This is a genomic window from Catenulispora pinistramenti (assembly GCF_018274385.1).
GTDB lineage: Bacteria > Actinomycetota > Actinomycetes > Streptomycetales > Catenulisporaceae > Catenulispora > Catenulispora pinistramenti.
In genome coordinates this window covers 1-23,440 of record NZ_JAAFYZ010000038.1, presented here as the reverse complement: position 1 = coordinate 23,440, position 23,440 = coordinate 1, and the positions used below count along the sequence as shown (strand labels likewise).

General features: G+C 70.8%; 23 protein-coding genes and 1 pseudogene. 14 read left to right on the top strand and 10 right to left on the bottom strand.

Annotated elements, in window-relative coordinates:
* Positions 1-5: 5 nt before the first annotated feature.
* The 3 genes from KGQ19_RS13860 to KGQ19_RS13850 form a co-directional block, all read right to left on the bottom strand.
* The gene (locus KGQ19_RS13860; protein WP_212009528.1) at positions 6-1,532 is read right to left on the bottom strand and encodes a flavin-containing monooxygenase; all 1,527 of its coding nucleotides are present in this window, start codon (positions 1,530-1,532) and stop codon (positions 6-8) included.
* 2 nt (positions 1,533-1,534) lie between these two features.
* Entirely contained in the window at positions 1,535-1,999 is a 465-nt protein-coding gene (locus KGQ19_RS13855) for a cupin domain-containing protein (RefSeq protein ID WP_212009527.1), read from the bottom strand.
* A gap of 118 nt (positions 2,000-2,117) precedes the next feature.
* Entirely contained in the window at positions 2,118-2,885 is a 768-nt protein-coding gene (locus tag KGQ19_RS13850) for an IclR family transcriptional regulator (protein ID WP_212009526.1), read from the bottom strand.
* 2 nt (positions 2,886-2,887) lie between these two features.
* On the opposite strand from KGQ19_RS13850, the gene KGQ19_RS13845 reads away from it, so the two are divergent.
* Genes KGQ19_RS13845 through dmpG form a run of 7 tightly spaced genes read left to right on the top strand, consistent with a single transcriptional unit; the run spans position 2,888 to position 8,850 of the window.
* On the top strand, positions 2,888-3,742 hold the full coding sequence (locus KGQ19_RS13845) for an SDR family oxidoreductase (RefSeq protein ID WP_212009525.1): 855 nt from the start codon (positions 2,888-2,890) through the stop codon (positions 3,740-3,742).
* Positions 3,742-4,245: a cupin domain-containing protein gene (locus KGQ19_RS13840; protein WP_212009524.1), complete on the top strand. Its 504-nt coding sequence runs from the start codon at positions 3,742-3,744 to the stop codon at positions 4,243-4,245. The genes KGQ19_RS13845 and KGQ19_RS13840 overlap by 1 nt, the downstream gene beginning before the upstream one ends.
* On the top strand, positions 4,242-5,120 hold the full coding sequence (locus KGQ19_RS13835) for an alpha/beta fold hydrolase (RefSeq protein ID WP_212009523.1): 879 nt from the start codon (positions 4,242-4,244) through the stop codon (positions 5,118-5,120). The genes KGQ19_RS13840 and KGQ19_RS13835 overlap by 4 nt, the downstream gene beginning before the upstream one ends.
* Complete coding sequence (locus tag KGQ19_RS13830; protein WP_212009522.1) at positions 5,117-6,052, top strand: DODA-type extradiol aromatic ring-opening family dioxygenase; 936 nt, start codon at positions 5,117-5,119, stop codon at positions 6,050-6,052. Before KGQ19_RS13835 ends, KGQ19_RS13830 begins: the two co-directional genes overlap by 4 nt.
* Positions 6,053-6,071: 19 nt before the next feature.
* The gene (locus tag KGQ19_RS13825) at positions 6,072-6,884 is read left to right on the top strand and encodes a 2-keto-4-pentenoate hydratase (RefSeq protein ID WP_212009521.1); all 813 of its coding nucleotides are present in this window, start codon (positions 6,072-6,074) and stop codon (positions 6,882-6,884) included.
* A gap of 14 nt (positions 6,885-6,898) precedes the next feature.
* Positions 6,899-7,840, top strand: a complete 942-nt coding sequence (locus tag KGQ19_RS13820; protein WP_212009520.1) for an acetaldehyde dehydrogenase (acetylating) — start codon at positions 6,899-6,901, stop codon at positions 7,838-7,840.
* Positions 7,837-8,850 carry a 4-hydroxy-2-oxovalerate aldolase gene (gene dmpG / locus KGQ19_RS13815; protein WP_212009519.1) on the top strand — a complete coding sequence of 338 codons (1,014 nt, stop codon included), beginning with the start codon at positions 7,837-7,839 and terminating at the stop codon, positions 8,848-8,850. The genes KGQ19_RS13820 and dmpG overlap by 4 nt, the downstream gene beginning before the upstream one ends.
* A gap of 191 nt (positions 8,851-9,041) precedes the next feature.
* Here the strand turns inward: dmpG and KGQ19_RS13810 are convergent, their stop codons facing one another.
* On the bottom strand, positions 9,042-9,470 hold the full coding sequence (locus tag KGQ19_RS13810) for a winged helix-turn-helix transcriptional regulator (protein ID WP_212009518.1): 429 nt from the start codon (positions 9,468-9,470) through the stop codon (positions 9,042-9,044).
* Between the two features lie 181 nt (positions 9,471-9,651).
* Between KGQ19_RS13810 and KGQ19_RS13805 the strand changes: the two genes are divergently transcribed.
* The 5 genes from KGQ19_RS13805 (at position 9,652) to KGQ19_RS13780 (ending at position 15,039) form a co-directional block, all read left to right on the top strand.
* Positions 9,652-9,915 carry a ferredoxin gene (locus tag KGQ19_RS13805; RefSeq protein WP_212009517.1) on the top strand — a complete coding sequence of 88 codons (264 nt, stop codon included), beginning with the start codon at positions 9,652-9,654 and terminating at the stop codon, positions 9,913-9,915.
* Entirely contained in the window at positions 9,912-11,201 is a 1,290-nt protein-coding gene (locus tag KGQ19_RS13800) for an NAD(P)/FAD-dependent oxidoreductase (RefSeq protein WP_212009516.1), read from the top strand. The genes KGQ19_RS13805 and KGQ19_RS13800 overlap by 4 nt, the downstream gene beginning before the upstream one ends.
* Before the next feature lie 53 nt (positions 11,202-11,254).
* Entirely contained in the window at positions 11,255-12,490 is a 1,236-nt protein-coding gene (locus KGQ19_RS13795; protein WP_212009515.1) for a cytochrome P450, read from the top strand.
* 126 nt (positions 12,491-12,616) lie between these two features.
* Positions 12,617-13,666: an RsbRD N-terminal domain-containing protein gene (locus KGQ19_RS53410; protein WP_230418613.1), complete on the top strand. Its 1,050-nt coding sequence runs from the start codon at positions 12,617-12,619 to the stop codon at positions 13,664-13,666.
* A gap of 164 nt (positions 13,667-13,830) precedes the next feature.
* On the top strand, positions 13,831-15,039 hold the full coding sequence (locus KGQ19_RS13780; RefSeq protein WP_212009512.1) for an acyl-CoA dehydrogenase family protein: 1,209 nt from the start codon (positions 13,831-13,833) through the stop codon (positions 15,037-15,039).
* Here KGQ19_RS13780 and KGQ19_RS13775 read toward each other — a convergent pair.
* From KGQ19_RS13775 to KGQ19_RS13755, 5 genes and pseudogenes are all read right to left on the bottom strand, one after another.
* Positions 15,032-15,532, bottom strand: a complete 501-nt coding sequence (locus KGQ19_RS13775) for a CoA-transferase (protein WP_212009511.1) — start codon at positions 15,530-15,532, stop codon at positions 15,032-15,034. The two genes, KGQ19_RS13780 and KGQ19_RS13775, sit on opposite strands and share 8 nt — an antisense overlap.
* Positions 15,516-15,659 (bottom strand): annotated as a pseudogene (locus KGQ19_RS52730) (CoA-transferase); the annotation flags it as partial. The pseudogene KGQ19_RS52730 and the gene KGQ19_RS13775, both read right to left, overlap by 17 nt.
* 78 nt (positions 15,660-15,737) lie before the next feature.
* Complete coding sequence (gene mhpA, locus KGQ19_RS13765; protein WP_212009510.1) at positions 15,738-17,369, bottom strand: bifunctional 3-(3-hydroxy-phenyl)propionate/3-hydroxycinnamic acid hydroxylase MhpA; 1,632 nt, start codon at positions 17,367-17,369, stop codon at positions 15,738-15,740.
* Positions 17,370-17,373: 4 nt separating this feature from the next.
* On the bottom strand, positions 17,374-18,300 hold the full coding sequence (locus KGQ19_RS13760; RefSeq protein ID WP_212009509.1) for a VOC family protein: 927 nt from the start codon (positions 18,298-18,300) through the stop codon (positions 17,374-17,376).
* Between the two features lie 27 nt (positions 18,301-18,327).
* On the bottom strand, positions 18,328-19,170 hold the full coding sequence (locus tag KGQ19_RS13755; RefSeq protein WP_212009508.1) for a fumarylacetoacetate hydrolase family protein: 843 nt from the start codon (positions 19,168-19,170) through the stop codon (positions 18,328-18,330).
* Between the two features lie 278 nt (positions 19,171-19,448).
* Here KGQ19_RS13755 and KGQ19_RS13750 point away from each other — a divergent pair, with 278 nt between their 5' ends.
* Complete coding sequence (locus KGQ19_RS13750) at positions 19,449-21,023, top strand: SMP-30/gluconolactonase/LRE family protein (protein WP_212009507.1); 1,575 nt, start codon at positions 19,449-19,451, stop codon at positions 21,021-21,023.
* Between the two features lie 52 nt (positions 21,024-21,075).
* Entirely contained in the window at positions 21,076-21,852 is a 777-nt protein-coding gene (budC, locus tag KGQ19_RS13745) for a meso-2,3-butanediol dehydrogenase (RefSeq protein WP_212009506.1), read from the top strand.
* Between the two features lie 287 nt (positions 21,853-22,139).
* Here budC and KGQ19_RS13740 read toward each other — a convergent pair whose 3' ends face one another.
* Positions 22,140-22,904 (bottom strand): FadR/GntR family transcriptional regulator, encoded by a 765-nt coding sequence (locus KGQ19_RS13740; protein WP_212009505.1) that lies wholly within the window; start codon positions 22,902-22,904, stop codon positions 22,140-22,142.
* Positions 22,905-23,440 lie beyond the last annotated feature (536 nt).

Here is a 23,440-nt window from a genome sequence, read left to right as displayed (position 1 = left end):
CGTCGTCAGCCCGCCAGCACCCGCGGGCGATCCGGCGAGTCGGACTCGCTCGGGCCGGGAGCCAGTCGCCGGAGCAGCGACGGGGTCATCCGCCGGTAGGCCGCGGGATTGACGGGATTCAGCCAGTGTGTGGCCCGGACCGCCCTGCTGATATTGAGATCGAGGTCGCCGAGGACCTCGTCGGCGTTGTGCATCGAGAACGGGATGATCTTGGTGCCCCGGCAGTGGTGCGTGTCCGTGGCGTCGTCCATGAACGCCAGCTGCTCCACGACCGCCTCGCGCATCGCCTCGGCGTCGGGCCGGGCCACCGCTCCGGCCAGGTCGGCGGCGATCCACAGAGCTGCCATCTCGGCGTTCAGCGGGCTGAAGAAGGAGGAGTTGTAGCCGTTGAAGTACAGCCCGGGGATGTCCGGAGGCAGGATCTGGCGGTAGAGCATGAAGTTCCCGCGCTCGTCGAACAGCCGGGTCTGGGTGTCCTCGGGGAGGAACGGGACGCCCTGGGTGAAGCCCGTGGCGCAGACCACCAGATCGGCGCGCAGGACGGTGCCGTCGGCGAGTTCGGCCGCGGGACCGTCGTCGCCGGCGAACAGGCGGGTGATGGTCGCGTCCCGGTGGACGGTGATGGTCCCGTCCTGGACGCCCTCGAAGAAGCCTTCGCTGGCCAGGCCGATGGCCCCGCGGACGATGTCCTCCATGTGGCCGGCGGGAACCAGGCCGAGCTTCGCCAGGCCGAACTGCCGGACCGAGACCGAGCCGATCGAGTTGATCATGCTTCGGCGCAGGCCGTTCCCCGGGCCGTGCAGGAACTTCTCGAAGCCGCGCGGCCTCAGGTAGCGGAACAGGCCCTCGCCCATCCGGGTCAGCAGCAGCATCTTGAAGTTCAGGAAGCCGCCGACCTTGCGCGGCACCTTCCACAGCAGCTGGCGGGCGATCACGTCGATCCCCGCCGCGACGCCGCTGAGCGCGACCGCGACGTCGCAGGCCGACTTGCCGTATCCGACGACGAGGACCTGCTTGCCGCGCGCCTGCTCGGCGTCGTGGAACTCCGTGCCCGCGCACAGCCGCCCGCCCGCCGCGGTGAATTCCTCAAGGCCCGGATACCTCGGCACCGAGGGTTCGCAGAACACTCCATTGGCGACGACGAGCCGGTCGAAGACCTCGCTGGACTGCTCGCCCGCGGCGGCGCGGGTTTCCAGCGTCCACCGGCCCTCGCCGGCCGGGCTCGCCGCCGTCACCTCGGTGTCCAGGCGCAGCGCGGAGTCCAGACCGAACTCGGTGGCGTAGGCGGCGAAGTAGGCCTGGACCTGAGCTCCGCTGGGCCACTCCGGGTAGTCCTTGGGCATGGGGAAGTCCGAGAGCGAATACTGCGCCTTCGGGCTCTGCGTCGTCACCCCCGGGTAGCGCCGAGTCCGGCTCCATACGCCGCCGACGTCCGGGCACTTGTCGAACACCCGCACCTCGTGTCCGGCCTGGGACAGCACCTTCGCGGTGGCGAGACCGGCGACGCCGGCACCGATGATCCCGACTCTCATGGCTACCGGACCTCGGGCGGGAGCTGTAGCTCGATGCCGAAGTCGGCCATGATCTTCTTCATCAGCGAGATGTCCTTGGGGCCGGGCGGCATGTCCGCCAGCGCCTGGTAGTAGGCCTCCAGCCCGGCGGGTGAGACCACAGAGATGACGCGGGACTCCTCCTGGTACGGATTGCGGAAGGCGTGCACCACATCGCGCGGCAGGTACAGGTAGTCGCCGTGTTCCAGGACGAAGTCCTCGCCGCCGAGGTGGACGTCGAGGCGGCCGGCCAGGCAGATGAAGGACTCGTCCTCGCGGGTGTGCAGGTGCGGGGGCGGCCCGTCGGTCTTCGCCGGGACCGTGTACTCGAACATGGAGTACGCCTCGCGTGTCGACGCGCCGTCGGTCTTCACCGTGATGCCGAGCCCGATCGCCGCGATCGCCTGCCCCTGGCGCGAGGGCAGCATGTAGCCGCCGCCTAGAGTCATCGTCGTCTCCTTCAGGTCGCCGCACCGGCACGTCGCCGGTGTGTCAGCGGTCACAGCGTGCGGGCCGTCCGGGCCGCTCGGCAATCGGGAGTCCCGCTCAGTGGGACGTTCAGGGCAGTCAGCGGCGCGCGCAGTAGGCGCGCGACGCCGCCGCGGCGGCCAGCCGCACGGCCGGGCCGGCTGCCTGCGGCCGGATCTGGCTGGAGGGTCCGGTGACCGACATCGCGGCGGCGACGTCACCGAGCGGGCCGAAAATCGGGGCGGCCACGCAGCTCACCCCGATGTTGCCCTCCTCGCGTTCGACCGCCCAGCCGCGCGGCGGGATCGCGGTCAGCTCACGCAGGACGGCCACCGGATCGGTCAGGGTGCGCGGCGTCCTGCGCTCCAGGCCGGCGGCCAGCACCGCGTCGATGGTCGCCGGGTCGCTGTAGGCGAGGATCGCGCGGCCCAGTGCCGAGCAGTGCGTCGGGATGATGCCGCCGGTCTGGGAGAGCATGGGCATCGGCCGGTGCCCGGTGATCTTCTCGACGACCAGGATCTGCGCGCCGTCGAGCACCCCGAGCTGCACGGTGTGCTTCGTCGCGCTGTGCAGGTCCTGGAGGAAGGGCAGCACGGCCTCGCGCAGTTGCAGCCGGATCGGCGCCAGGCTGGCGATCTCGAACAAGCGGTTGCCGATCCGGTAGCGGTCCTTCGGCTTGTCGAGCCACCCGAGCCCGATCATGCGGTCGGCGGTGCGGTGCGCGGTCGAGCGCGGCAGACCGGTGCGGGCGACCAGCGCGGCCAGGGTCAGCTCGCGGTGGGCCGCGTCGAAGGCGCCGAGAATCGCCGCGGCGCGGTCGAGCCCGCCGGCGGCCGGGGCCGCCGCGTCCCACTCAGCGGGACTCACCGTTGGTTTCCGGCTTCCATGCGGCTCACGATAGACCCGCTGCGGCCCGCGGCCCAGCAAGCGACGAGGAGGAGGCCACCATCAACGCTCGCAACGCTCTGGTCGGCGGCGGCAGCGCCGGAATCGGATACGCGGTCGCCGAACACCTGCTCGGGTCGGGCCACCGCGTGGTGATCACGGGCCGGCGCGCCGGGCCGCTGGAATCCGCGGCGTCGCGGCTCGCGGAGAAGACCGGCGGCACTATCAACGCCCTGGTGAACGACGTGGCGGAGCCCGAGGCCGCGGCGGCGGCACTGGCTGAGGTCGAAAGCCGGCACGGCCCGCTGGACGTGCTCGTGCTCAACGCCGGGGGACCGCCGCCCGGGCGCGTCCTGGACGTCGACGACGAGCACTGGCAGCGGGCCTTCGAGCTCCTGCTGCTCGGCCCGCTGCGCCTGGCCCGGCTCGCCCTGCCGGGCATGGCCGCGCGGGGTTTCGGCCGGGTCGTCTTCGTGACCTCGGGGGCGGTGCGCCAGCCGCAGCCGGACCTCGCGACGTCCGTGGTCCTGCGGTCCGCGGTCACGGCCGCCGCCAAACTGCTCTCGCGGGAGTTCGCCTCCGACGGGGTCACGGTCAACTGCGTGGCGCCGGGAGCCACGGCCACCGAGCGGCGCCACGAGATCCTCGCCGCCCGGGCCCGAACGACCGGCGTCGGGTTCGAGGACCTCGACGCCGCCGACGCCGCGGGGATCCCGGCCGGCCGGGCCGGGCGGCCCGAGGAGATCGGAGCGGCCGTGGCCTTCCTCGCCTCGGCGGCGGCGAGTTACATCAACGGGACCGTGCTCACGGTCGACGGCGGAAGAACGGAAACCATCTGATGGCTCAATCAGGAGCAGGATTCGCGCTCGCGGACTTCCTCGGCGCGATCTCCGACACCGTGCGGCCCAGCGCCGCGCGGCCGGTCGTCGTGCACGCCGGGGAGCTGGAAACCCTGCCGGCGGACCAGGTGCACAACCCCACCAAACTGTCCATCGCCGGAAAGCTGCCGACCGCCACCTTCGAGATCTTCCGGCAGACCATCCCGGCCGGGCTCAGCTCGGACATGCAGCGCCACCACCACGAGACGGTGCACTTCGTCATCAGCGGCGAGGGGCACAGCGAGGTCGAGGACGAGACGGAGTCCTGGTCGGCCGGAGACTTCGTCTACACCCCGCCGTGGACCTGGCACCGCCACTACAACGACTCGGCCGCCGAGCCGGTCGAGTTCCTGACCATCGAGAACTCCCGCCTGCTCGGTCTGCTCGGCGTCGGCCGGCGGCAGAGCGCGGGACTGGCGACCGTGGCCGAGGCCCGCGCCAGGTTCGGGGAGGACCCGCGATGAGCGCGCTTCCCGAGCACATCAGCATCTGGGGCGAGCTTGCCGACGTCGACCACGAAGTCCGCCACGTCGATGTGGGCGGCGTGCGGACCAGGGTGCTGCGAGCCGGGTCGGGACCCGACCTGATCCTGCTGCACGGCACCGGGGGACACCTGGAGGCGTACGCACGCGACCTCGCCGGACTGGCCGCGGACTTCCGCGTCACCGCCTACGACATGGTCGGCCACGGCTGGTCCGACCTGCCCGACCGGCCCTACACCATCGACGTCCTGTCCGAGCACCTGCTCGGCCTGATGGACGCCCTCGGTATCGAATCGGCGCACCTGTCCGGCGAGTCGCTCGGCGGCTGGGTCGTCGCCTGGACCGCCGCGCACCACCCGGAACGGGTGGAGCGGCTGGTCCTCAACACCCCGGGCAACATCGCCGACAAGCCGGAGGTGATGGTCCGGATGCGGGAGAGCACGCTGGCCGCCGTCCGGGATCCCAGCGATGAGACGGTGCGCCGCCGGGTGGAGTTCCTGTTCCACCACAAGGAGATGGTGACCGACGAACTGGTGAACCTGCGCCGCGCGGTCTACAGCCGCCCCGGGTTCCTGCAGGCGATCACCAACACGCTGGTCCTGCAAGACCCCGAGGTGCGCAAGGATTTCGCCTGGCGCCCGGCCTGGGTCGGCCGGGTCACCGCTCCGACGCTGCTGCTGTGGACCGATCACGATCCCACCGGCGGGCTCGACGAGGCCGAGCTGCTGCTGGGCTGGCTGCCCGACGCCCGCCTGCACGTGATCGCCGACGCCGGCCACTGGCCGCAGTGGGAGAAGAAGGACGAGTTCCTGCGCGCCCACCACGATTTCCTCCTCCTCGGCAAGGACCCGGTATGAGCGAGATCATCGGCCTGGTCGGCATCTCGCACTCGCCGTTCGCGACGATGACCCCGCCCGAAAGCTCCGCCGAGCCCGGCGGCCGGTTCCTCGCCGACGCCGCCCGGGTGGCGGTAGCCGTGGACCGGCTGGCACCCGACGCCGTCATCGTCATCGGCCCGGATCACTTCCACGCCAACTTCTACGACCAGATGCCGCCGTTCGTCCTCGGTGTGGAAGAAGCCACCGGATTCGGCGACTTCGGCAGCCGGTCCGGACCGTTGCCGGTCGCGCGGGCTCTGGCCTGGTCGGTGCGGGACGCGCTCGCGGGAGCCGGCTTCGATCTGTCCCTGTCCTACGCGCTCACCGTGGACCACGGGGTGACACAGAGCTATGAGATGGTCCGGGGCGCGCGGCCGGTCCCGCTCGTCCCGCTGATCGTCAACACCGCCGCCCCGCCGCTGCCGAGCATGCCGCGCTGCGTGCAGCTCGGCCGGGCGCTCGGCGCGGCGGTCCGCGGCGCGGACTTCGCCGGGCGCGTCCTCGTCGTCGCCAGCGGCGGACTGTCGCACTGGCTGCCGTCCAACGACCCGCGTGACCCGGCGGTCGACGGTGCACGGCGCGCGTCGGTGATCCACGGACGTGCGGACCTCCAGGCGTTCGCCGCAGCGCGCGAACCCCGGGTCCGGGCCATGGGAGGCGATCCGAACGCCCCGGTCAACGCCGCTTGGGACACCTGGTTCCTCAAGCAGCTGACCACCCCGGACCTCGCGCCGGTCACCGCACTGGGCGACGAAGGACTCGAAGAACAGGCCGGCAGCGGCGGGCACGAGATCCGCACGTGGCTCATCGGTCGCGCCGCCGTGGACCGGCCGTTCGTGTGGACCGGCTACGAGGCCGTCCCGGAGTGGATCACCGGCATGGGCATCGCCACGACCTTCGAGGTGGACTGATATGCCTCGCTCTGCTGATATGTCTCCGCCCGCCACGGCGCTCGACGTCAACGCCACCGAGGCGCTGCACCGGCTCAGCGCGGCGCGCGCGACGCGGCAGCCGTGTGCCCCGGTACGTGCCTTGCTGCCCGCCGGTGACGTGGATGCGGCCTACGCCGTTCAGTCCGCCTGGGTCGCCGGACAGCAGGCGGCCGGCGCCAGGATCGTGGGGCGCAAGATCGGCCTGACCAATCCGGTCGTGCAGCGGCAGCTGGGTGTCGACCAGCCCGATTTCGGCGTGCTGCTCGACACCATGCAGTGTCGGACCGAGGTGCCCATCGATACCGCCCGCACCCTGCAACCCAAGATCGAGGCGGAGATCGCGTTCGTGCTCGCGCGCGATCTGACCGCCGCGGTGATCGATGCCGCCGAGGCGGCCGCCGCCACCGCGTATGCCGTCGCCGCATTGGAGATCGTGGACAGCCGGATCGCCGAGTGGGACATCGGCATCGTGGACACTGTCGCGGACAACGCCTCCTCGGGATTGTTCGTCCTGGGGGACCGGCACGTCGATGTCGCCGGGCTCGATCTGCCCGGCTGTCGCATGACTCTGCTGGCAGCCGGCGAAGTGGTCTCGACCGGTTCGGGAGCCGACTGCCTCGGCGATCCGCTCGCCGCGCTCGCCTGGCTGGCCACGACCGCGCGCGACCGCGGCCGACCACTGCGGGCCGGGGAGATCGTCCTGTCCGGGGCACTGGGACCCATGGTGCCGGTTACGCCGGGCGACAGCTTTCACGCGCGGATCAGCGGCGTCGGTGAGGTTAAGGCGAGCTTCGCGGGAGGCCCTTCGTGAACAGCGGGAGCGGCGTGAACGACCGAGTGAAGGCGGCCGTCATCGGCTCGGGCAACATCGGAACCGACCTGATGATCAAGATGCTGCGATTCAGCCAAGACTTGGAGATCGCGGCGATGGTGGGCATCGACCCGGCGTCCGACGGTCTCGCCAGAGCCCGCCGGCTCGGGGTGCCGACCACCGATCAGGGCGTCAATGGTCTGATCGCGATGTCAGGCTTCGATGATATCCGGATCGTCTTCGACGCCACTTCGGCCGGGGCGCACGTGGCCAACGCCCGGGCGCTCGCGCCGTATGGCAAACGCCTGATAGACCTGACCCCGGCCGCTCTCGGGCCGTTCGTGGTCCCCGCGGTCAACCTCGAAGAGAACCTGGACGCGGCCGACATCAACATGGTCACCTGCGGCGGCCAGGCGACCATCCCCGTCGTCGCGGCCGTCGCGCGAACAGCGCCGGTGCGCTACGCCGAGATCGTCGCCTCGATCGCCGCCAAATCGGCCGGTCCCGGCACGCGCGCCAACATCGACGAGTTCACCCAGACCACCGCCCACGCCATCGAATCCGTCGGCGGTGCCGAGCGCGGCAAGGCCGTGATCATCCTCAATCCGGCCGAGCCGGCGCTCATCATGCGCGACACGGTCCTCTGCCTGGTGGACGCTCCCGATCCCGCGGTCCGTGCGCGGATCACCGAAGCCGTCGAACGCATGATCGCGGACGTGGCCGCCTACGTGCCCGGCTACCGCCTCAAGCGCGCGGTGCAGATCACGCAGGTCGACGGCCGACCGCACACCCTGGTGGCGGACCGGCCGGTGACCCACCAGGTCACCGTCCTGCTCGAAGTCGAAGGCGCCGGGCACTACCTCCCGGCCTACGCCGGCAATCTGGACATCATGACCTCGGCCGCCCTGCGCGTCGGCGAACAGATCGCGGCCCGGACCCCGCAGGCGGTGAAATGAGCACCCGGCTGTTCATCCAGGACGTCACTCTTCGCGACGGCATGCACGCCACCCGGCACCGCATCGCCCCCGAACAGGCCGCGCGGATCGCCGCCGCCCTCGATGCGGCGGGTGTCGACGGGATCGAAGTCGCCCACGGAGACGGCCTGGCCGGAACCAGCCTCACCTACGGGCCGGGCAGCCATAGCGACTCGGAGTGGATCGAGGCGGTGGCGCAGAGCCTGACCACGGCGCGGCTCACCACCCTGCTGCTGCCGGGCATCGGCACCGTCGAGGACCTGAAGCGGGCGTCCGGACTCGGCGTGCGCTCGGTGCGCATCGCCACGCACTGCACCGAGGCCGATATCTCGGCCCAACACATCGCCACGGCCCGTGAACTCGGCATGGACGTCTCGGGATTCCTGATGATGAGCCACATGTCGCCGGCCGCGGACCTGGCGCGCCAGGCCGCCCTGATGGAGTCCTACGGCGCGCACTGCGTCTACGTGACCGACTCCGGCGGCCACCTGACGATGAACGGGGTACGCGAGCGGGTCCGCGCCTATCGGGACATCCTGGATCCGGCCACTGAGATCGGCATCCACGCGCACGAGAACCTGTCGCTGTCGGTCGCCAACTCGCTGGCCGCGGTCGAGGAGGGCGCCACCCGCGTCGACGCCTCGCTGGCCGGCCACGGCGCCGGGGCGGGCAACTGCCCGATCGAGGCCTTCATCGCCGTCGCGGATCTCGAAGGCCGGGAGCACGGCTGCGATTTGCTGGCCCTCCAGGACGCCGCGGACGACCTGGTCCGGCCGCTTCAAGACCGGCCCGTGCGGGTGGATCGCGAGACCCTCACCCTCGGCTACGCCGGGGTCTACTCCAGTTTCCTGCGCCATGCCGAGTCCGCGGCCGACCGGTACGGCGTCGACGTCCGCACGCTGCTCATCGAGGCCGGTCGGCGAGGTCTGGTCGGCGGCCAGGAGGACATGCTCGTGGACATCGCACTGGGGATGGAGCCCCGCACTCGATAGCGGGACAGCCGCCGGCGCGCACGACCCGGCGCCCGTACATCCGTGAGGAACCGGTACACGAGGTTCCTCACGGAGTTGTTTTTCTGGTCACCGGGCGCCGTGAGACAGAGCCCTGAGTGGTCAGGGTCACCGCTGTGCGCCACGAAGCCAACGATGGACCCCGGTGACCGGGACGACGGGTTGGCCGGAGGTCAGAGATCCTTGTCGTCCGAGGCCAGCTCGACGGGTTCGAGGTCGCGGCCGTTCAGTACCTGGCCGCAGTTGCTGCAGGTCAGCACGGGTACGGCGATCTGGCCGCAGAGCTTGTGCCGCAGCCTGCGCTGAGTGGTCCGCTCGTGGTCCAAGTGCTCGGTGGCCCACTGGGACATCGTGATCCAGGCCGGGACCAGTTCCCGGGCGGCTGCCGTGAGCCGGTAGTCGAACCATTCCTTGTCCGCGCGGTACTGGTGGCGTTCGAGCAGGCCGAGGTCGACCAGGGTCGCCAGGCGGGCGGTCAGCGTCCGGGGGGCGATGTCGAGGGCGCGTTGCAGCGTCCCGAAGCGCTCCACGCCGAAGAAGACCTGGCGCAGGATCGCGTAGTTCCAGCGCTCTCCGAGCAGGGCGAACAGCTCCTGCCCCATCGGCAGCTCCGGCCCTTTCGATGCGGGTCCGTCGCTGTCGCTGCTTCGATCGCTGCTTCGGTCGCTGTCTCGGTCGCTGGTCGGCACGGCGGCAAGCCTACTCATCGCATTCCCCTTACAGTGCTACCGCATCGGTAGTACTATCCAAATTGTAGTACTCGATCGGAAGGAGTACCCAGCGATGCGAGTCATGGTCGATCTGGCGCGCTGCCAGAGCTACGGGCAATGCGTGTTCGCCGCCCCGGAAATCTTCGAGATCAGCGGTCAGGAGGTCCTGGAGTACGACAGCGCCCCGTCGGACGAGTGGCGGCTGCACGCGCTGCGGGCCCGCGCCGCGTGTCCGGTCCAAGCCATCACCATCGGGCCGGCCGCGGGCCCCGGCCAGGACCTCCGGCAGCCCCCGGCGACGCGCCCGGCAGCCGATTCCGTGGGGGTACTCCGGTGAGCGGATACCCGAGCAGCCGCAGCGAGCGCGTGGTGATCGTCGGCGCGTCGCTGACCGGCCTGCACGCGGCCGACGCGCTCCGCGACGGCGGGTTCACGGGGCACATCACGCTCGTCGGCGCGGAGCCCCATCCGCCCTACGACCGGCCGCCTCTGTCCAAGCGAGTGCTCGCCGGCCGCATGTCCGCCGACAGCACCGGTCTGCCCCAACGACAGGACCTCGACGCGCACTGGCGCCTGGGCAACGCGGCGGTCGCCCTCGACCGCGATGCCCGGACCGTGACCCTCGAGGACGGCACGACGCTCGGCTTCGACAAGCTGCTGATCGCCACCGGGACGAGGGCCCGGCGCTGGCCGGACCCCGACGAGGCCGCTCTCACCGGCGTCCTGAGCATCCGTACCCGCGAAGACGCCGTCGAACTTCAGGCGCGGCTGGCCGCGCGTCCCGGCCGCGTGCTGGTGATCGGCGCCGGGTTCGTGGGTTCGGAAGTGGCGTCGGTGTGCCGCGAACTGGGTCTGGACGTCACCGTCGTAGAGCGCTCGGCGGCGCCGCTGGCCGGTGCCTTGGGCGCGTGGGCCGGGACCGCGGCCGGCCGGCTTCAGCGCCGTCACGGCGTGGACCTGCGCACCGACACGTCAGTGGTCGAACTCGAAGGTGACGCCGACGGCCGGCTGCGGCGCGCCCGGCTCTCCGACGGCGCCGTGCTCGACGTGGACGTCGCCGTGGTCGCACTCGGCGCGGTCCGCAATGTCGAATGGCTCGCCGGCTCCGGGCTCACCGTCGACTCCCGGGGCGTCCGGTGCGATCCCTACTGCCGCGCCGTCGACGCCGACGGCCGGCCCTGCGACGACATCCTCGCCGCGGGCGACGTCGCCTGCTGGCCGCACCCGCTCTACGAGGGCCTGCTCGCCGTCGAGCACTGGGACAACGCCGTCCGGCAGGCGCGCGTCGCAGCCACGACCATCCTGCACGGGCCGGTCCGCGAACACACCGCGCTCCCGACGTTCTGGTCCAACCAGTTCGGCCTGAACATCAAGGTGGTCGGAGTGCCCGGGCGTGCGGACCAGGTCGCGGTCCTCCAAGGCTCGGTGGAGCGGGCTGCCTTCGTCGCCGCCTACGGTCGCGGCGGCCGGGTGATCGGCGCGCTGGCGGTCAACACCCCCCGGGCGCTCGACGCCTACGCCGAGATGATCAGCAGGCGGATGAGCTTCCCGCCCGATCTGAACGCGGCCGACGCCCCTGACCCCGTACACGTCCTCGATCTCGCCGTGCCCGCGGCCGGATAAGCCGTCCGCGCCTCACACCAAGCTCCACCGACCAGACAATCGGAGGGTTCATCATGTCGAAAAGCACTGGGGTCGCCTCCCGGCCCGTTTCCGTCTCCGACGTGTCGACTCCGCGGGCCGAGTTGTTCGCCCGCGTCCTCGACCCCGCCAGCCGCGCGAACCCCTACCCGCTCTACGCCGCCCTGCGTTCGGAACCGGTGTCCCGCCAGTCCGACGGAACCTGGGTGGTCAGCGGCTTCGACGAGATCGCCGCTCTGCTCCACGACCCGCGCATCAGCTCGGATATGACCAATGCCGGCCAGTCGGCCGGCGGCCAGTCGCTGATCATGCAGGATCCGCCGAACCACGACCGGCTCCGCGCGGCGGTCATGGGCAGGTTCACGCCGGAAGTGGTCGAATCGTTGCGCCAGGAGGTCCACAACCTGATTGACGGACTGCTGGACGCCGTCGGGTCCGGCACGAGCCTGGATCTGGTCGAGGAGATCGCCTACCCGCTCCCGGTCAGCGTGATCTGCGCGCTGCTCGGCATCCCCCCGCAGGACGAGGCCCGGTTCCACGGCTGGGCGGACACTCTGGCGCGGACCCTCGATCTCGATCCGACCATGTCGCGGGAAGAACAGGCCGCCATCGATCACGCGTTCACCGAGCTGCACCACTACCTTGAGAACCTGGTCGCGGACCGTGCCGAGCACCGGGGAGACGACCTGGTGTCCGGGCTGCTGACCGGTGGCGACCGCGGCGAGCCGCTCCGCGGCCAGGAGCTGCTGATCACGGTGCGCCTGCTGCTCATCGCGGGGCACGAGACCACCGTCAACCTCATCACCAACGGCATGCTCACCCTGCTGCGCCACCCGGACATCCTGGAGCGCTTCCGCCGCGAGCCGGAGTTGGTGGTGCCGATGGTCGAGGAACTGGTGCGCTACGAGCCGTCGGTCCAGTTCCGCTACCGCGCCGCTCTGGCAGACATCGAGATCGCGGGTACCACGATCCCGCGCGGGTCCGTCGTGGTCCTGCTGCTGGCAGCGGGCAGCCGCGACCCCGGGCATTTCACCGATCCCGACAGCTTCGTCCCGGACCGGATCCCCAATGAACACTTCGGTTTCGGCGGCGGGATCCACTACTGCATCGGCGCGCCCCTGGCGCGCATGGAGGCGCAGATCGTTCTTCCCGAGCTGGTCCGGCGCCTCATCAACCCCCGCCTCACGATGGACCCGCCGCCCTATCGGCCGACGGCGGCGCTGCGCGGCCCCCGCCACTTGTGGATCGAGGTGGACGGTATCCGACCCTGACCGGTCGACCTGGTCAGAGTGACATGGTCAGAGCATAGAGTTGACCGCGTGAGCGCTCCCACGATCAGCGAGGTCGAGGCCGACGCCGAAGCCGCTGCCCGCCCGACGACGGGACGGTGACCAGCTGTGGACGCCGGACGGGAATGGCTCGCCGGGCTGGCCCCGGCGGGTCCGTGCGGCCTGGAGCTGTCGTCCTGTTCGCCGGCCACTGTGGCGGGCGCGGTGGCCAGGGTCGGGCTGGATCCGGTGTGTTGGGCCGTCGAGCAGGGCCGGGCCGCGGCTGCGCGCATCGTGCGGGAGGTGCCCCCGCTCGACGGCGGCGGCGCTTCGATCGAGGTGCTGCGCCGCGGCAGCGAGGCCGTCACGCTGCATTCGCTGCTGCGGCTGGCCGAGCCGTCGGCGCGGCACCCCACGGTCGCCGACGAGTCGTTGGACGGAATCCGGGACTTCGTGACCCGCTCCATCCCGCTGGACCGGGTACTGCGGGCGATTCGGGTCGGGCACGCGGACCTGGCGCGGGCGTTCCTGCGCGCCTGTGAACGGCTGGTCGAGCCGGCACGGCTCACCCAGGAGATGGAAGCCGTCAACGACGAGCTGTTCGGTCTCGTCGACGCGTTCACCGACGCGATGACTCAGAAGTACCTGACCGAACGCGACCGCTGGGTCAGCAGCAAGGTCGCGGCGCGAGTGGAGACCGTGCGGGCCCTGCTGGCCGACACCGTGGTCGATGTCGGCGCCGCCACCCGCACCCTGGGCTACGACCTCGAACGCACCCATGTCGGCGTGATCGTGTGGGCCGACACCCCGGCCGAGGACGCCCCGCTCCAGTCGGCGGCGACGAGCCTGCTGACGGGGTGCGGCGCGAGGACGACGCTGGTGGTGCCCATCGGCTCCGGGCGCGTCTGGGGGTGGGGGACGGTGCCCAGGCGGCAGTCCGCGCCTGAAGTCCCTCCGGAGGAGGGAGCCGGGGTGAGTGCGGAGCCTCGTGCGGGTCGCCGAGCAGCTGCACGTCGCACGGGGCACGGTGGCCTACCGCGTCAAACGGGCGCAGGAGATCCTCGGCCACGACATCGGCGATCGGCGGTTCCCCCTGTACGCCGCGCTGCTTCTGGCCGAAGAGCTCGGCGCCGCGGTTCTCTCCCCGGCCCGCCCCACGGCCTGAACCACACGGCCTGAACCACGCGTCCAATCATCCCGCTCGATGTTGGATCCGCAGATCAAGCGGGCCCGGCGGCCGAGGCTGTTCCATGAAGGGCACACGGCCGTAACGCGTTGCCGCCAAGGCACTTGCCAAGGCACCCGTCCGCGGCGTGGCACCGACCCGAGAAGGAGCCAGCTCGATGACGATCGCCCTTGACCGCCCCGGAGCCACCGCCGCCGACCGGGAACAGCGCGCCGATCTGGTGGCGCGCGCCGCGAAGCTGCTTCCGCGGATAGCCGACAACGCCGAGCGCACCGACCGCGAACGGCGGGTGGTGGAGGAGAACATCGAGGCCCTCGCCGGTGCCGGGTTGTTGTCCGTCCTCCAGCCGGCACGTTACGGCGGACTGCAGACCGACATGCGGACCTGCCTGGAGGTGTCCCGCGAGATCGCGCGCGCCTGTGGGTCGACGGCGTGGTCGGCGACCCTGCTCAATGTCTGCTCGTGGTACGTCGGGTTGTTCCCGGGCCAGGCTCAGAACGACGTCTGGGCCGAGGATCCGACCACCCGGGTCGCGGGCGTCCTCGCGCCGACGGGGACCGCCGTCCAGGCCGACGGCGGTTTCGTCGTCACCGGCCGGTGGAGCCCGGCGTCCGGCTCGGCCCATGCCCGGTGGGCGATCGTCGGCGTGCTGCGCGGCAGCGGCGCGGATGCCGAGCCGGGCATGGTCCTGATTCCGATGGCGGAGCTGACCGTCGAGGACACCTGGTTCGTGACCGGCATGCGTGGCACCGCGTCCAACACGCTGGTGGCCGAGGGGGTCTTCGTCCCCGGCCACCGCTACCTGTCGTCGCCGGAGGCCGTGGAGGGCCGGTACCCCACCCCGCACACCGAGGAGGCCGTCTACCGCTCGGCCTTCGTCCCGGTGTCGGCGCTGGTACTGGCCGGACCGCAGCTCGGGCTGGCGCAGGCCGCCCTCGATCTGGTCGTGGCGAAGGCCCCGCGCCGGACCATGACCTACACCTTCTACGACAGCCAGGCCGTCGCCCCCACCTCGCAGCTCGCCATCGCGCAAGCCGCGTCGCTGATCGACTCGGCACAGCTGCACGCCTACCGGGCCGCCGCCGAGATTGACGAGGCCGCCGCGAACGGCGGCTACCCCGACTACGACGCCCGCGCCAGGATGCGGATGGACACCGGGGTCGCCACCGTCAACGCCCGCGAGGCCATCCGCATCCTGGTCTCCGTCCACGGGGCGGGCAGCTTCGCCGAGGCCAACCCGCTGCAGCGGATCTGGCGCGACAGCGAGACCGGCAGTCGGCACGCGATCATCAACCCGGAGGTCAGCACGGATCTCTACGGCAAATCGCTGCTCGGCATCCGGGGCACCGTCACCCACCTCATCTGACGTGCAGCGCCGCCCCCGTGGCCGCGACGATCTGCTCCGTCGTGGCCCCGGGCGCCGTCTCGGCCAGGACCAGACCGCGGTCGGTGACGTCCAGGACGCCGAGGTCGGTGATGATCCGGTGGACGCAGGCCCGCCCGGTCAGCGGAAGGTCGCACTCCTGGACGATCTTGGGGCTGCCGTCCCTGGCGCGGTGTTCCATCAGGACGATGACCCGGCGTGCGCCGTGGACCAGGTCCATCGCGCCGCCCATGCCCTTGACCATCTTGCCGGGGATCATCCAGTTGGCGAGGTCGCCGCGGGCGGAGACCTGCATCGCGCCGAGGATCGCGGTGCCGATGTGGCCGCCGCGGATCATGCCGAACGACAGCGCGGAGTCGAAGAACGCGGCGCCGGGCACGACGGTGACGGTTTCCTTGCCGGCGTTGATCAGGCCGGGGTCCACGGCGTCCTCTGCCGGGTAGGAGCCGGTGCCGAGCGCGCAGCGAACCCGCACCCTGCCGGTGAAGGGCGGAGATGAGAGTGCTCGGGATGCCGCACAGGCCGAAGCCGCCGACTGCCACGGAAGCGCCGTCTTCGATGTCGGCCACGGCGTCGGCCGCGGTGGGTGATGTCTTGTCCATGGATGTCCTTCTAAGAAGCCTGCAAGCTGTACTGCGCTGCGCACGGCGTGCCGAACGGCGTCGTTGTTCGGGGCCCGGCTACCCGGCGATGGCTGAGCGCGGCTCGGGGGTCGGGGCGCGGCCCTTGGCGACGGCCGGTTGGCGCAGTTGCTCTCGCAACTGGCCGATCAGTTCCTTCAGGCCCGGCCCGTCGGTCGCGGCACCGAAGAGATAGAAGTCCGGCCGGATGAGCGCGGCTACGTGGCCGTGCTCACGCATGTGGGGCAGGTATCCGTCGGATCCGTCCAGGTAGCCCTCAGCCTGGGAGGTGCCGTCGTGCAGCGGGACGACGACGGCGCCGATGCCGGCGAGGAAGTCTCGGTCGGTGGCGTCCAGCGCGTCCAGCGCGGCGGTGCCGTCGGTGAGGATCGTGAATCCGCCGCCGGTGAATTCGTCCAGTAGCGCCTTACGGCCTTCATACGTGACCTCGTACTGCGGCGTGAGGTGGCCGACGTTTTGGGCGCGAGTGCCCTCTGCCGCGCGTTGCAGGACGCCGTCGCCCAGCACCGGGGGCGGGGTGGGCGGCAGGGCCAGTCGCGGGTCGGCGCCGGCGGCGATCATGCGCCGGTCGCGGGCGGCGGCGTCCTCGGGGTCCAGGACGCAGATGACCTGTCCCAGGGCCATGGACATGCCGATGGCGTGCTGGACGTGCTCGCTGCGCTCGGAGGTGTAGGTGTCCAGCAGATCGGGTCCGGCCCGGCCGTCGAGGACGAGGTCCAGCTTCCAGGCCAGGTTGATCGCGTCCCGCATCCCGGAGCACATGCCCTGCCCGGCGAACGGCGGCATCTGGTGGGCGGCGTCGCCGGCGAGGATCAGCCGGCCCTCGCGCCACCTGTCCACCCAGCGGGCCTGGAAGGTGTAGACCGTGTGCCGCTCGATGGCGGTGTTCTCCGGGGTGCGTCCCCAGGGCTCCAGCAGGCGCCAGGCCGTCTCGGCGGTGCTGAGTTCCTCGATGCTCTCGTGCGGCAGTCGCAGGAACTCCCAGCGGCGCCGGCCCGGACCGCCGGAGACGATCGTGGTGGGCCGCCGGGGATCGCACAGCTGCCAGTTCATCGGCGACCACTCGGCCTGCTCGTGCGGCCGGGTGTCGACGATCAGCCAGTCGTGGAAGAAGCCGAGGTCGGTGACCGTGGTGGCCATGCGGGAGCGGACGAAGCTGTTGGCGCCGTCGGCGCCGATGACATAGCGGGCCCGCACGGTCTGGGGACCGTCCGATCCGGTGGTCTTCAGCAGGACACTGTCCGCACCGGGTATCAGGTCCACCACTTCGCGACCACGGCGCACGGCGACGGTGGGCCGGCTCTCGGCCGCCTCGGCGAGCACGGCCTCCAGCTCCGGCTGGCTGAAGAAGCTGGCGGTCGGCCAGCCCGAGGGACCGTTGCCGGACCAGTCGATGCGTACCAGCGGCTCGCCGGCCGCGTTGCGCCATTCATAGTGGTCGGGGACCGGATCGGTGACCGCGCGAACCTGCTCGGCGACGCCCGCGGCCTGGAAGACGCGGCCGATCTCGTGGTCGAAGTGCACCGCGCGCGGCCGGTCGTAGGGGCTGGGCCAGCGTTCCAGGGCGACGACGTCGTGCCCGGCCCGGCCCAGGAGCAGGGCCAGCAGCTGGCCGACCGGCCCGAACCCGACGACCGCGACGTCATGGGTCTTCGAAGGGCTGCTGCTCACGGCTCTACCTCGGCTCACTGTGTGATCCGGTCATCAGGGCGGCGAGATCCTCGGGGGCGAGAAAGGACGGCGGGGGCGGCGGGCCCCAGCTGAACAGGCCCTTGGCTCCCTCCAGGACCTCCGGTGTCCACAACTGGTCGTCGACGATGCAGTCCAGGTCGGAGTAGTACTCGCTGAAGTTGCCGGCCGGGTCCTTGAGGTACCAGAAGAAATTGGAGCCGGCGTGGTGCCGTCCCAGGCCCCAGATGTGCCGCTCGGGGTTGCCCTCCAGCATGGCCGCGGCGCCCCGGCCGACCTCGTCCACGTCCTCGACCTGCCAGGAGGTGTGGTGCAGGAACGCGACCGGGGCGGCCAGGACCAGGATGTTGTGGTGGTCTGTGGAGCAGCGCAGGAACGCCCCGTGGTCCTTGATGTAGTCCGAGGCCTTGAACCCGAGCCCGTCGCGGAAGAACGCGGTCGTGGCCTCGAAGTCGGTGGTGCCGAGGACCGCGTGGCCCAGCTTGCGGGGCCGTACCCGGCCGGTGCGCAGAACACCGGGCGCGCGGGCGCCGGTCCGCTGGGCGCGTCCGGGGCCGTTGTATTCGGTGGCCGCGACCGGGTTCTGGACCAGGCGGGGAGCGACTTCCAGGACCGCGCGCACGGCGGTGGTCTTGTCGTACGCGGTCAGCGTCAAGGCGTCGATGACGCCCTGGACGCCGAGCCGTTTCAGACGCGAGGCGGCCGCGGCCAGGTCGTCAGGGGTGTCGACGCCGACGCGGACCTCCACCAGGCGGCGGGTCGCAGTGTGCACGATCCGCAGTTGACGTCCGGCGTCCCGGCTGGTGAACCAGCCTCCGCTGTCCGGGGTGAGACCGAAGTCGGTGTAGTAGGCGGCGGTCTCCGCGACGTTGGGGACCCCCATCGTGATGGAGGTCAGACCGTGTAGTGCCATGGGGACTCCCTTGTCCGTCGAACCGGGTCAGGCCACGAAGGTCTGGCGCAGTTCGCCGATGCCTTCGATGGTGCTGACGAGCTCGTCGCCGGCGGCCAGCCAACGCTGCGGATCGCGGCCCAGCCCCACGCCGGCCGGGGTACCGGTGAAGATGACGTCGCCGGGCAGCAACGGCAGTACCGCCGACAGTCCGGCGATCAGCGCGGGCACGGAGTAGATCAGGTCGCGGGTGCGGCCCTTCTGAACCTGCTCACCGTTGATCGCGCAGCGCAGTTCCAGGTCGTCGGGATCGTCGAACTCGTCGGGGGTGACCAGCCACGGCCCGATGGGGGCGAACCCGGGGAAGGACTTGCCCAGGCTGAACTGGGGCACCGGGCCCGCGAGCTGCGAGACCCGCTCGGAGATGTCCTGGCCCACCGCCAGACCGGCGACGTGGCTCCAGGCATCCTTCTCGGCGACGCCCTCGGCCCGGCGGCCGATGACCGCGACCAGCTCGACCTCCCAGTCGGTATGGCCGCCGGCGGGAAGCTTCACCTGCGTGACCGGCCCGCTGATGCTGGTGACGAACTTGGTGAAGACCGGAGGCAGGCCCTCGGGCGCGGTGAACCCGGACTCCGCGGCGTGGTCGCGGTAGTTCAGTCCGATCGCCAGACTCTGCCGCGGCGCCGGGGCCGGTGAGCCCAGCTCGGCCGGGTCGAACGCCGCCCCCTCGGGCAGGTCTGCGGCCGCGGCCCAGGCCCGGAACCCGTCCCAGCGCTCGTAGACCGCCTGCGGGTCGGCGGAGAAGCCGCCCGCACTGGCCTGCTCGACGTCGACGGCCCGGCCGTCCACGATGAGCGCCAGGCGGCCGGAAACACTAGCGATACGCACGACATATCTCCCACTCGCCGACGACTCCGGCGCCCTGCCGCGCCCGGCGTAATTCGTCATGATGATTACATCGATATTGCGCGCCGCTGGCGGCAGTGTCAAGACCGGTGCCGCGGCTCCGGGGAAAAACCAGTCATGATGAATATGCCCGGCTACCGGTCGCGCGTGGCGCCGATGTTCTGTTCCGTTGGCGCTGTGGTTCAAGCCCGCGCCGGCCCTGTCTTCCTAGGCTTCTGACACAGGGACAAAGCCCTGATCCGACGACTCCTGGAGGTACCGTGTACCGCCGTGCCCTGAGCGCCATCTCAGCCGGGACAGTGCTGACGCTGGCCGTCGTTCTCCCCGGTTCCGCCGCCGGCGCCGCGGGGTCGACGCCGCCGCCGGTGGCGAGCTCCCAGGACCCCAGTGCCGGACCACCCTTCGTCGGCGGCCCGGCCGAGCCGCACCCGCTGCCGGCGAACAGCCCGTTCTACCCCCAGGTCTCCGGCATGCACGGCGACGGCGGCAACACCAACACCAGCCGCTACGCCGGACCCACCGGTACCCGTCCGGTGACGGGCAGCGCCGCGGTGCCCCTCTCGCCGCTGTTGTGGGACTCCGCCGGCCGGCTGACCGCCGGCTACGTGAACACGGCCTCCGGAACACCCGTGAACGCCGTGGCCGCCGTCGATCCGACCACGCTGGCGGTGACCGCCGAATGGGACGCCCCGGCCGGTCAGACGCTCAATTTCGGCTACCTGTACCAGAACGCCGGCGACCAGGTGTTGGTCAGTTCCCGGCAGGGCCACATCTACCTCATCCAGCGCCGGGACGGCAGTGGCGGAACGACGTTCGATCTGGTTCGGGACGTCGACCTCGTCGCCGACGGGGTGTTGGGCCCGGGGCAGAGTCTGCTCAACGCCGCGTTCGACGCCGCGGGGAACATCTGGTTCACCACCGGGGGCATCATCGGCATCGGGCAGAACGCCGGCACCTCGACCATCGTCGGCTACCTTCCGCCCAGCGGTGCGCCCCACACTGTCGACCTGCCGAACCAGGCGGAGGAGAACGGCATCGCCGTCAGCGGGACGACCGCCTACGTCGTGACCGGGCCGGTCGCGGGCGACACCGCGAACGCGACCGGCACGATGTACGCGTTCGCTCCGGGCGGCGGGACCGCCGTGACGACGGTGTGGAACCAGGACTACCAGGCCGGCGACGGGGTCAAGCCGGGCGGATTCGCCCGCGGCTCCGGAGCGACGCCGACCCTGCTCGGTGACAGCTATGTGGCGATCACCGACAACGCGGACAACCAAATCAATCTGCTGGTCTACCGCCAGGGCGCGGCCGGGAACGGAGAATCGCAGCTTGTCTGCGGCACTCCGTTGTTCTCCGCCGGGGCCAGCGCCAACGACGTCGGTCTGGTCGGCGAAGACCAGGGCGGCCGGTACAGCGTGATCGTCCAGAACGACTTCGACGCGCCGCAGTTCCAAGCCGCCCCGTCGGACGTCAACGGGGCGTTCAACAACATGGATCAGATGGCGCCCGGAGTCGAGAAGCTCGCTGTGCCGGGCGCGGGAGGAACCTGCCCGAAGCAGTGGACCGCACCTGTGCGGGTCAAGTCGGTTCCGGTGCTGTCGACGGCGACCGGCCTGCTGTACGGCTACACCCAGGACCCGTCATTGGCCGCCGACGGGACCTACGTCTGGTACTTCACCGCTCTGGACTACTGCACCGGCGCGGTGGTCTGGCGGGTCAGAGCAGGTGGCGGCGGCAGCTACAACGATGACTACAAGGCAGCGACGCTCGGCCCGGACGGAACCCTCTACCAGGGAATTCTCGGCGGCGTCGCGACACTCAGGGACGGCAGCTGAGGCGGCGCGGTCGGCGACGTCTCTTGATATGCGAGGAGTTGAGGGTTTCCCGATGACTGAGAATGAATTCACGGGCAAGGTCGTCATCGTCACCGGCGGCGGATCGGGCATAGGCGCGGCCACCGCTCACCGCTTCGCCGCGGCGGGCGCCACGGTGGTGATCATCGGCCGGACCCGGGCGAAGCTGGACAAGGTGGTGTCCGAGGCGCCGCGGGGCTCGACGGTGATCGCCCGAGTCGGCGACGTCTCGGCGCAGGAGGAGATCACCGGGCTGGTCGACGCCGTGGCCCAGGAGCACGGGCGGTTGGACACGCTGGTCAACAACGCCGCGACCTGCGAGCCGCTGGGCACGATAGCCGACCTCGACGCGGCGGGCTGGCGACACGTCATGGCCACCGATGTCGACGGGGTCTTCTTCGCCTCCAAGGCCGCGCTTCCGCACCTGCGCGCCGTCGGCGGCAGCATCGTCAACGTCGGTTCGGCCTCCGGCCTCGGCGGCGATTGGGGCCTGGCGGCCTACGACGCGGCCAAGGGCGCGGTGACCAACCTGACCAACGCCATGGCCCTCGACCACGGCGCGGAAGGCGTGCGGGTCAACGCCGTCCATCCCAGCATGATCTCCACCGACATGGTCGCGGGCTTCCTGCACAGCGACGAGATCGTCGCCGCCGTGCTCAACCGCGTCCCCATGCGGCGCTTCGGAGAGCCCGCCGAGACGGCCTCGGTCATCACGTTCCTCGCCAGTTCGGCGGCGAGCTTCGTGAACGGGGCCCACATCCGCGTCGACGGCGGGCTCGGCGCCTCGAACGGCAATCCGCACATCGCCTAGCTTCGCGGTCTTGATCCCATCCGGGAGGCCGGTTCGGCAGAGCTGAACGCGCCGGGTCCAGTGCGGGGTGATACCCCTGCGCTGGACCCTTCTGCGCAGGGGCTCAAGCGGACGGCTCGGGTCCTCGGCTGCTTCTTCCTTCTCCAGCCGCAGGCACAGTGCGCCCAGGACCCGTGCGGCCAGGACCCGTGCGGCCAGGACCCGTGCGGCCAGGACCCGTGTGGCCGTGTCGGGTCGGCGTCCGGGATATCCGCGCCGAGCCGGTTGGCCCCCTTGACCGGTCTTCATCAGACGTTGCGCTCGGCGGCCGTGTTGTGCGCTGCCACCAGGCGCAGCGCCGCGTCTTTGTCCCGGGCGTCGAGCGCGTCGACGAGCGCGGCGTGCAGCTCATAGCGCTCCCGGATGTACTCGGCCAGCGGCCGCTCACCCGAGGGCAGCACCGACAGCGTGTGCGATTCGATGAGCTCCAGCAGGCTCTCGTAGAGCGAGCGAAGCAGGGTGTTGGGGCTGATCGCCGCGATCCGCGCGTGCAGGCCCCAGTTCGCGTGGACGAAGGCGACCGGGTCATCGGAGTCGACCGCCCGCGCCATGGCGGCCAGATGCTTCCTGAGCTCGGCGAAGTCGGCGGGGGAGCCGTGCCACAGCGCGTCTTGCACCAGCAGCGGGTCCAAGGCATCGCGCACGCGGACGGCGTCGGCCACATCAGTCTGCTGCGAGTCCAGGGCGAGCACGGAGTTGCCCAGCCGGACCATCGGGGAAGGGGTCGCGGCGAACAGCCCGCCTCCGGGACCCGGCCGAACGGTGACCACCCCCCGCGCCTGGAGCAGGCGCAACGTCTCGTTGAAGGTGCCCACCGATACGCCGCACAGCGTACGCAACTCCTCCTTGGTACCCAGCCGCCCTCCCGGCTCCCGGCCGGCGGCCAGCGCGGCGATCTGCTCGGCGGCCTGCTCGGAGCGGTTGCCCGGCGCCGGCTTCTCCCAGTCCGCGCGGCTGGGCCCCGTCGGGTCGGCGGAGCCGTCGGCCGGGGCCTTGGGGTTGCGTTGGGACACCACGTCTGCTCTCTCCCGGGCTCGGCGAATTGATTATGAACATTAGCACCTCCATCTGCCTGACGTGGCTGGGATTGCGCCGCAAGATGCTCATAATCATCATGGTGAATTGAGTAGCGCGCCGAGGGGGTGCGCCGCCGTCGCTCGGGGGCTGGAGCTTGTGGGCCGGGTTGCGGTTGGGCTGTGGTTTGAAAGGCGATTTTTACGGCCTTCGGTCATGGTTGTGCCGGTTCGGGGTTCGGGGTGGTGGGTGTGTTTGTCGGCTGCCGGTTCGCGCGTTCACAACCCCGCCCCACCTCAGGCCTCTTCAACTCCAGCAAGTCAGAACAAGGGCACAGGCAAGATCAAGAGCAAGATCAACAGCACAGGCAAGGTCAAGAGCTGAAGATCAAAAGCTGAAGATCAAGGGCAAGGTCAAGGGCTAGCCGGAAAATGAGGGTGACCCAGGGCACCATGAGATGGCCCGGCCTCCCAGGCGATGTTGGTGCAGATGACAGTCAAGGATCCGTGCCGTCGCGTGAAGCTTCGGGTTCAGT

Bases quoted from the DNA above. Each gene is read 5' to 3' on its own strand.
- KGQ19_RS13860 (WP_212009528.1), bottom strand. From the start codon at position 1,532: ATGAGAGTCGGGATCATCGGTGCCGGCGTCGCCGGTCTCGCCACCGCG.
- KGQ19_RS13855 (WP_212009527.1), bottom strand. From the start codon at position 1,999: ATGACTCTAGGCGGCGGCTACATGCTGCCCTCGCGCCAGGGGCAGGCG.
- KGQ19_RS13840 (WP_212009524.1), top strand. From the start codon at position 3,742: ATGGCTCAATCAGGAGCAGGATTCGCGCTCGCGGACTTCCTCGGCGCG.
- KGQ19_RS13835 (WP_212009523.1), top strand. From the start codon at position 4,242: ATGAGCGCGCTTCCCGAGCACATCAGCATCTGGGGCGAGCTTGCCGAC.
- KGQ19_RS13830 (WP_212009522.1), top strand. From the start codon at position 5,117: ATGAGCGAGATCATCGGCCTGGTCGGCATCTCGCACTCGCCGTTCGCG.
- KGQ19_RS13825 (WP_212009521.1), top strand. From the start codon at position 6,072: ATGTCTCCGCCCGCCACGGCGCTCGACGTCAACGCCACCGAGGCGCTG.
- dmpG (WP_212009519.1), top strand. From the start codon at position 7,837: ATGAGCACCCGGCTGTTCATCCAGGACGTCACTCTTCGCGACGGCATG.
- KGQ19_RS13810 (WP_212009518.1), bottom strand. From the start codon at position 9,470: ATGGGGCAGGAGCTGTTCGCCCTGCTCGGAGAGCGCTGGAACTACGCG.
- KGQ19_RS13805 (WP_212009517.1), top strand. From the start codon at position 9,652: ATGCGAGTCATGGTCGATCTGGCGCGCTGCCAGAGCTACGGGCAATGC.
- KGQ19_RS13795 (WP_212009515.1), top strand. From the start codon at position 11,255: ATGTCGAAAAGCACTGGGGTCGCCTCCCGGCCCGTTTCCGTCTCCGAC.
- KGQ19_RS13780 (WP_212009512.1), top strand. From the start codon at position 13,831: ATGACGATCGCCCTTGACCGCCCCGGAGCCACCGCCGCCGACCGGGAA.
- KGQ19_RS13760 (WP_212009509.1), bottom strand. From the start codon at position 18,300: ATGGCACTACACGGTCTGACCTCCATCACGATGGGGGTCCCCAACGTC.
- budC (WP_212009506.1), top strand. From the start codon at position 21,076: ATGACTGAGAATGAATTCACGGGCAAGGTCGTCATCGTCACCGGCGGC.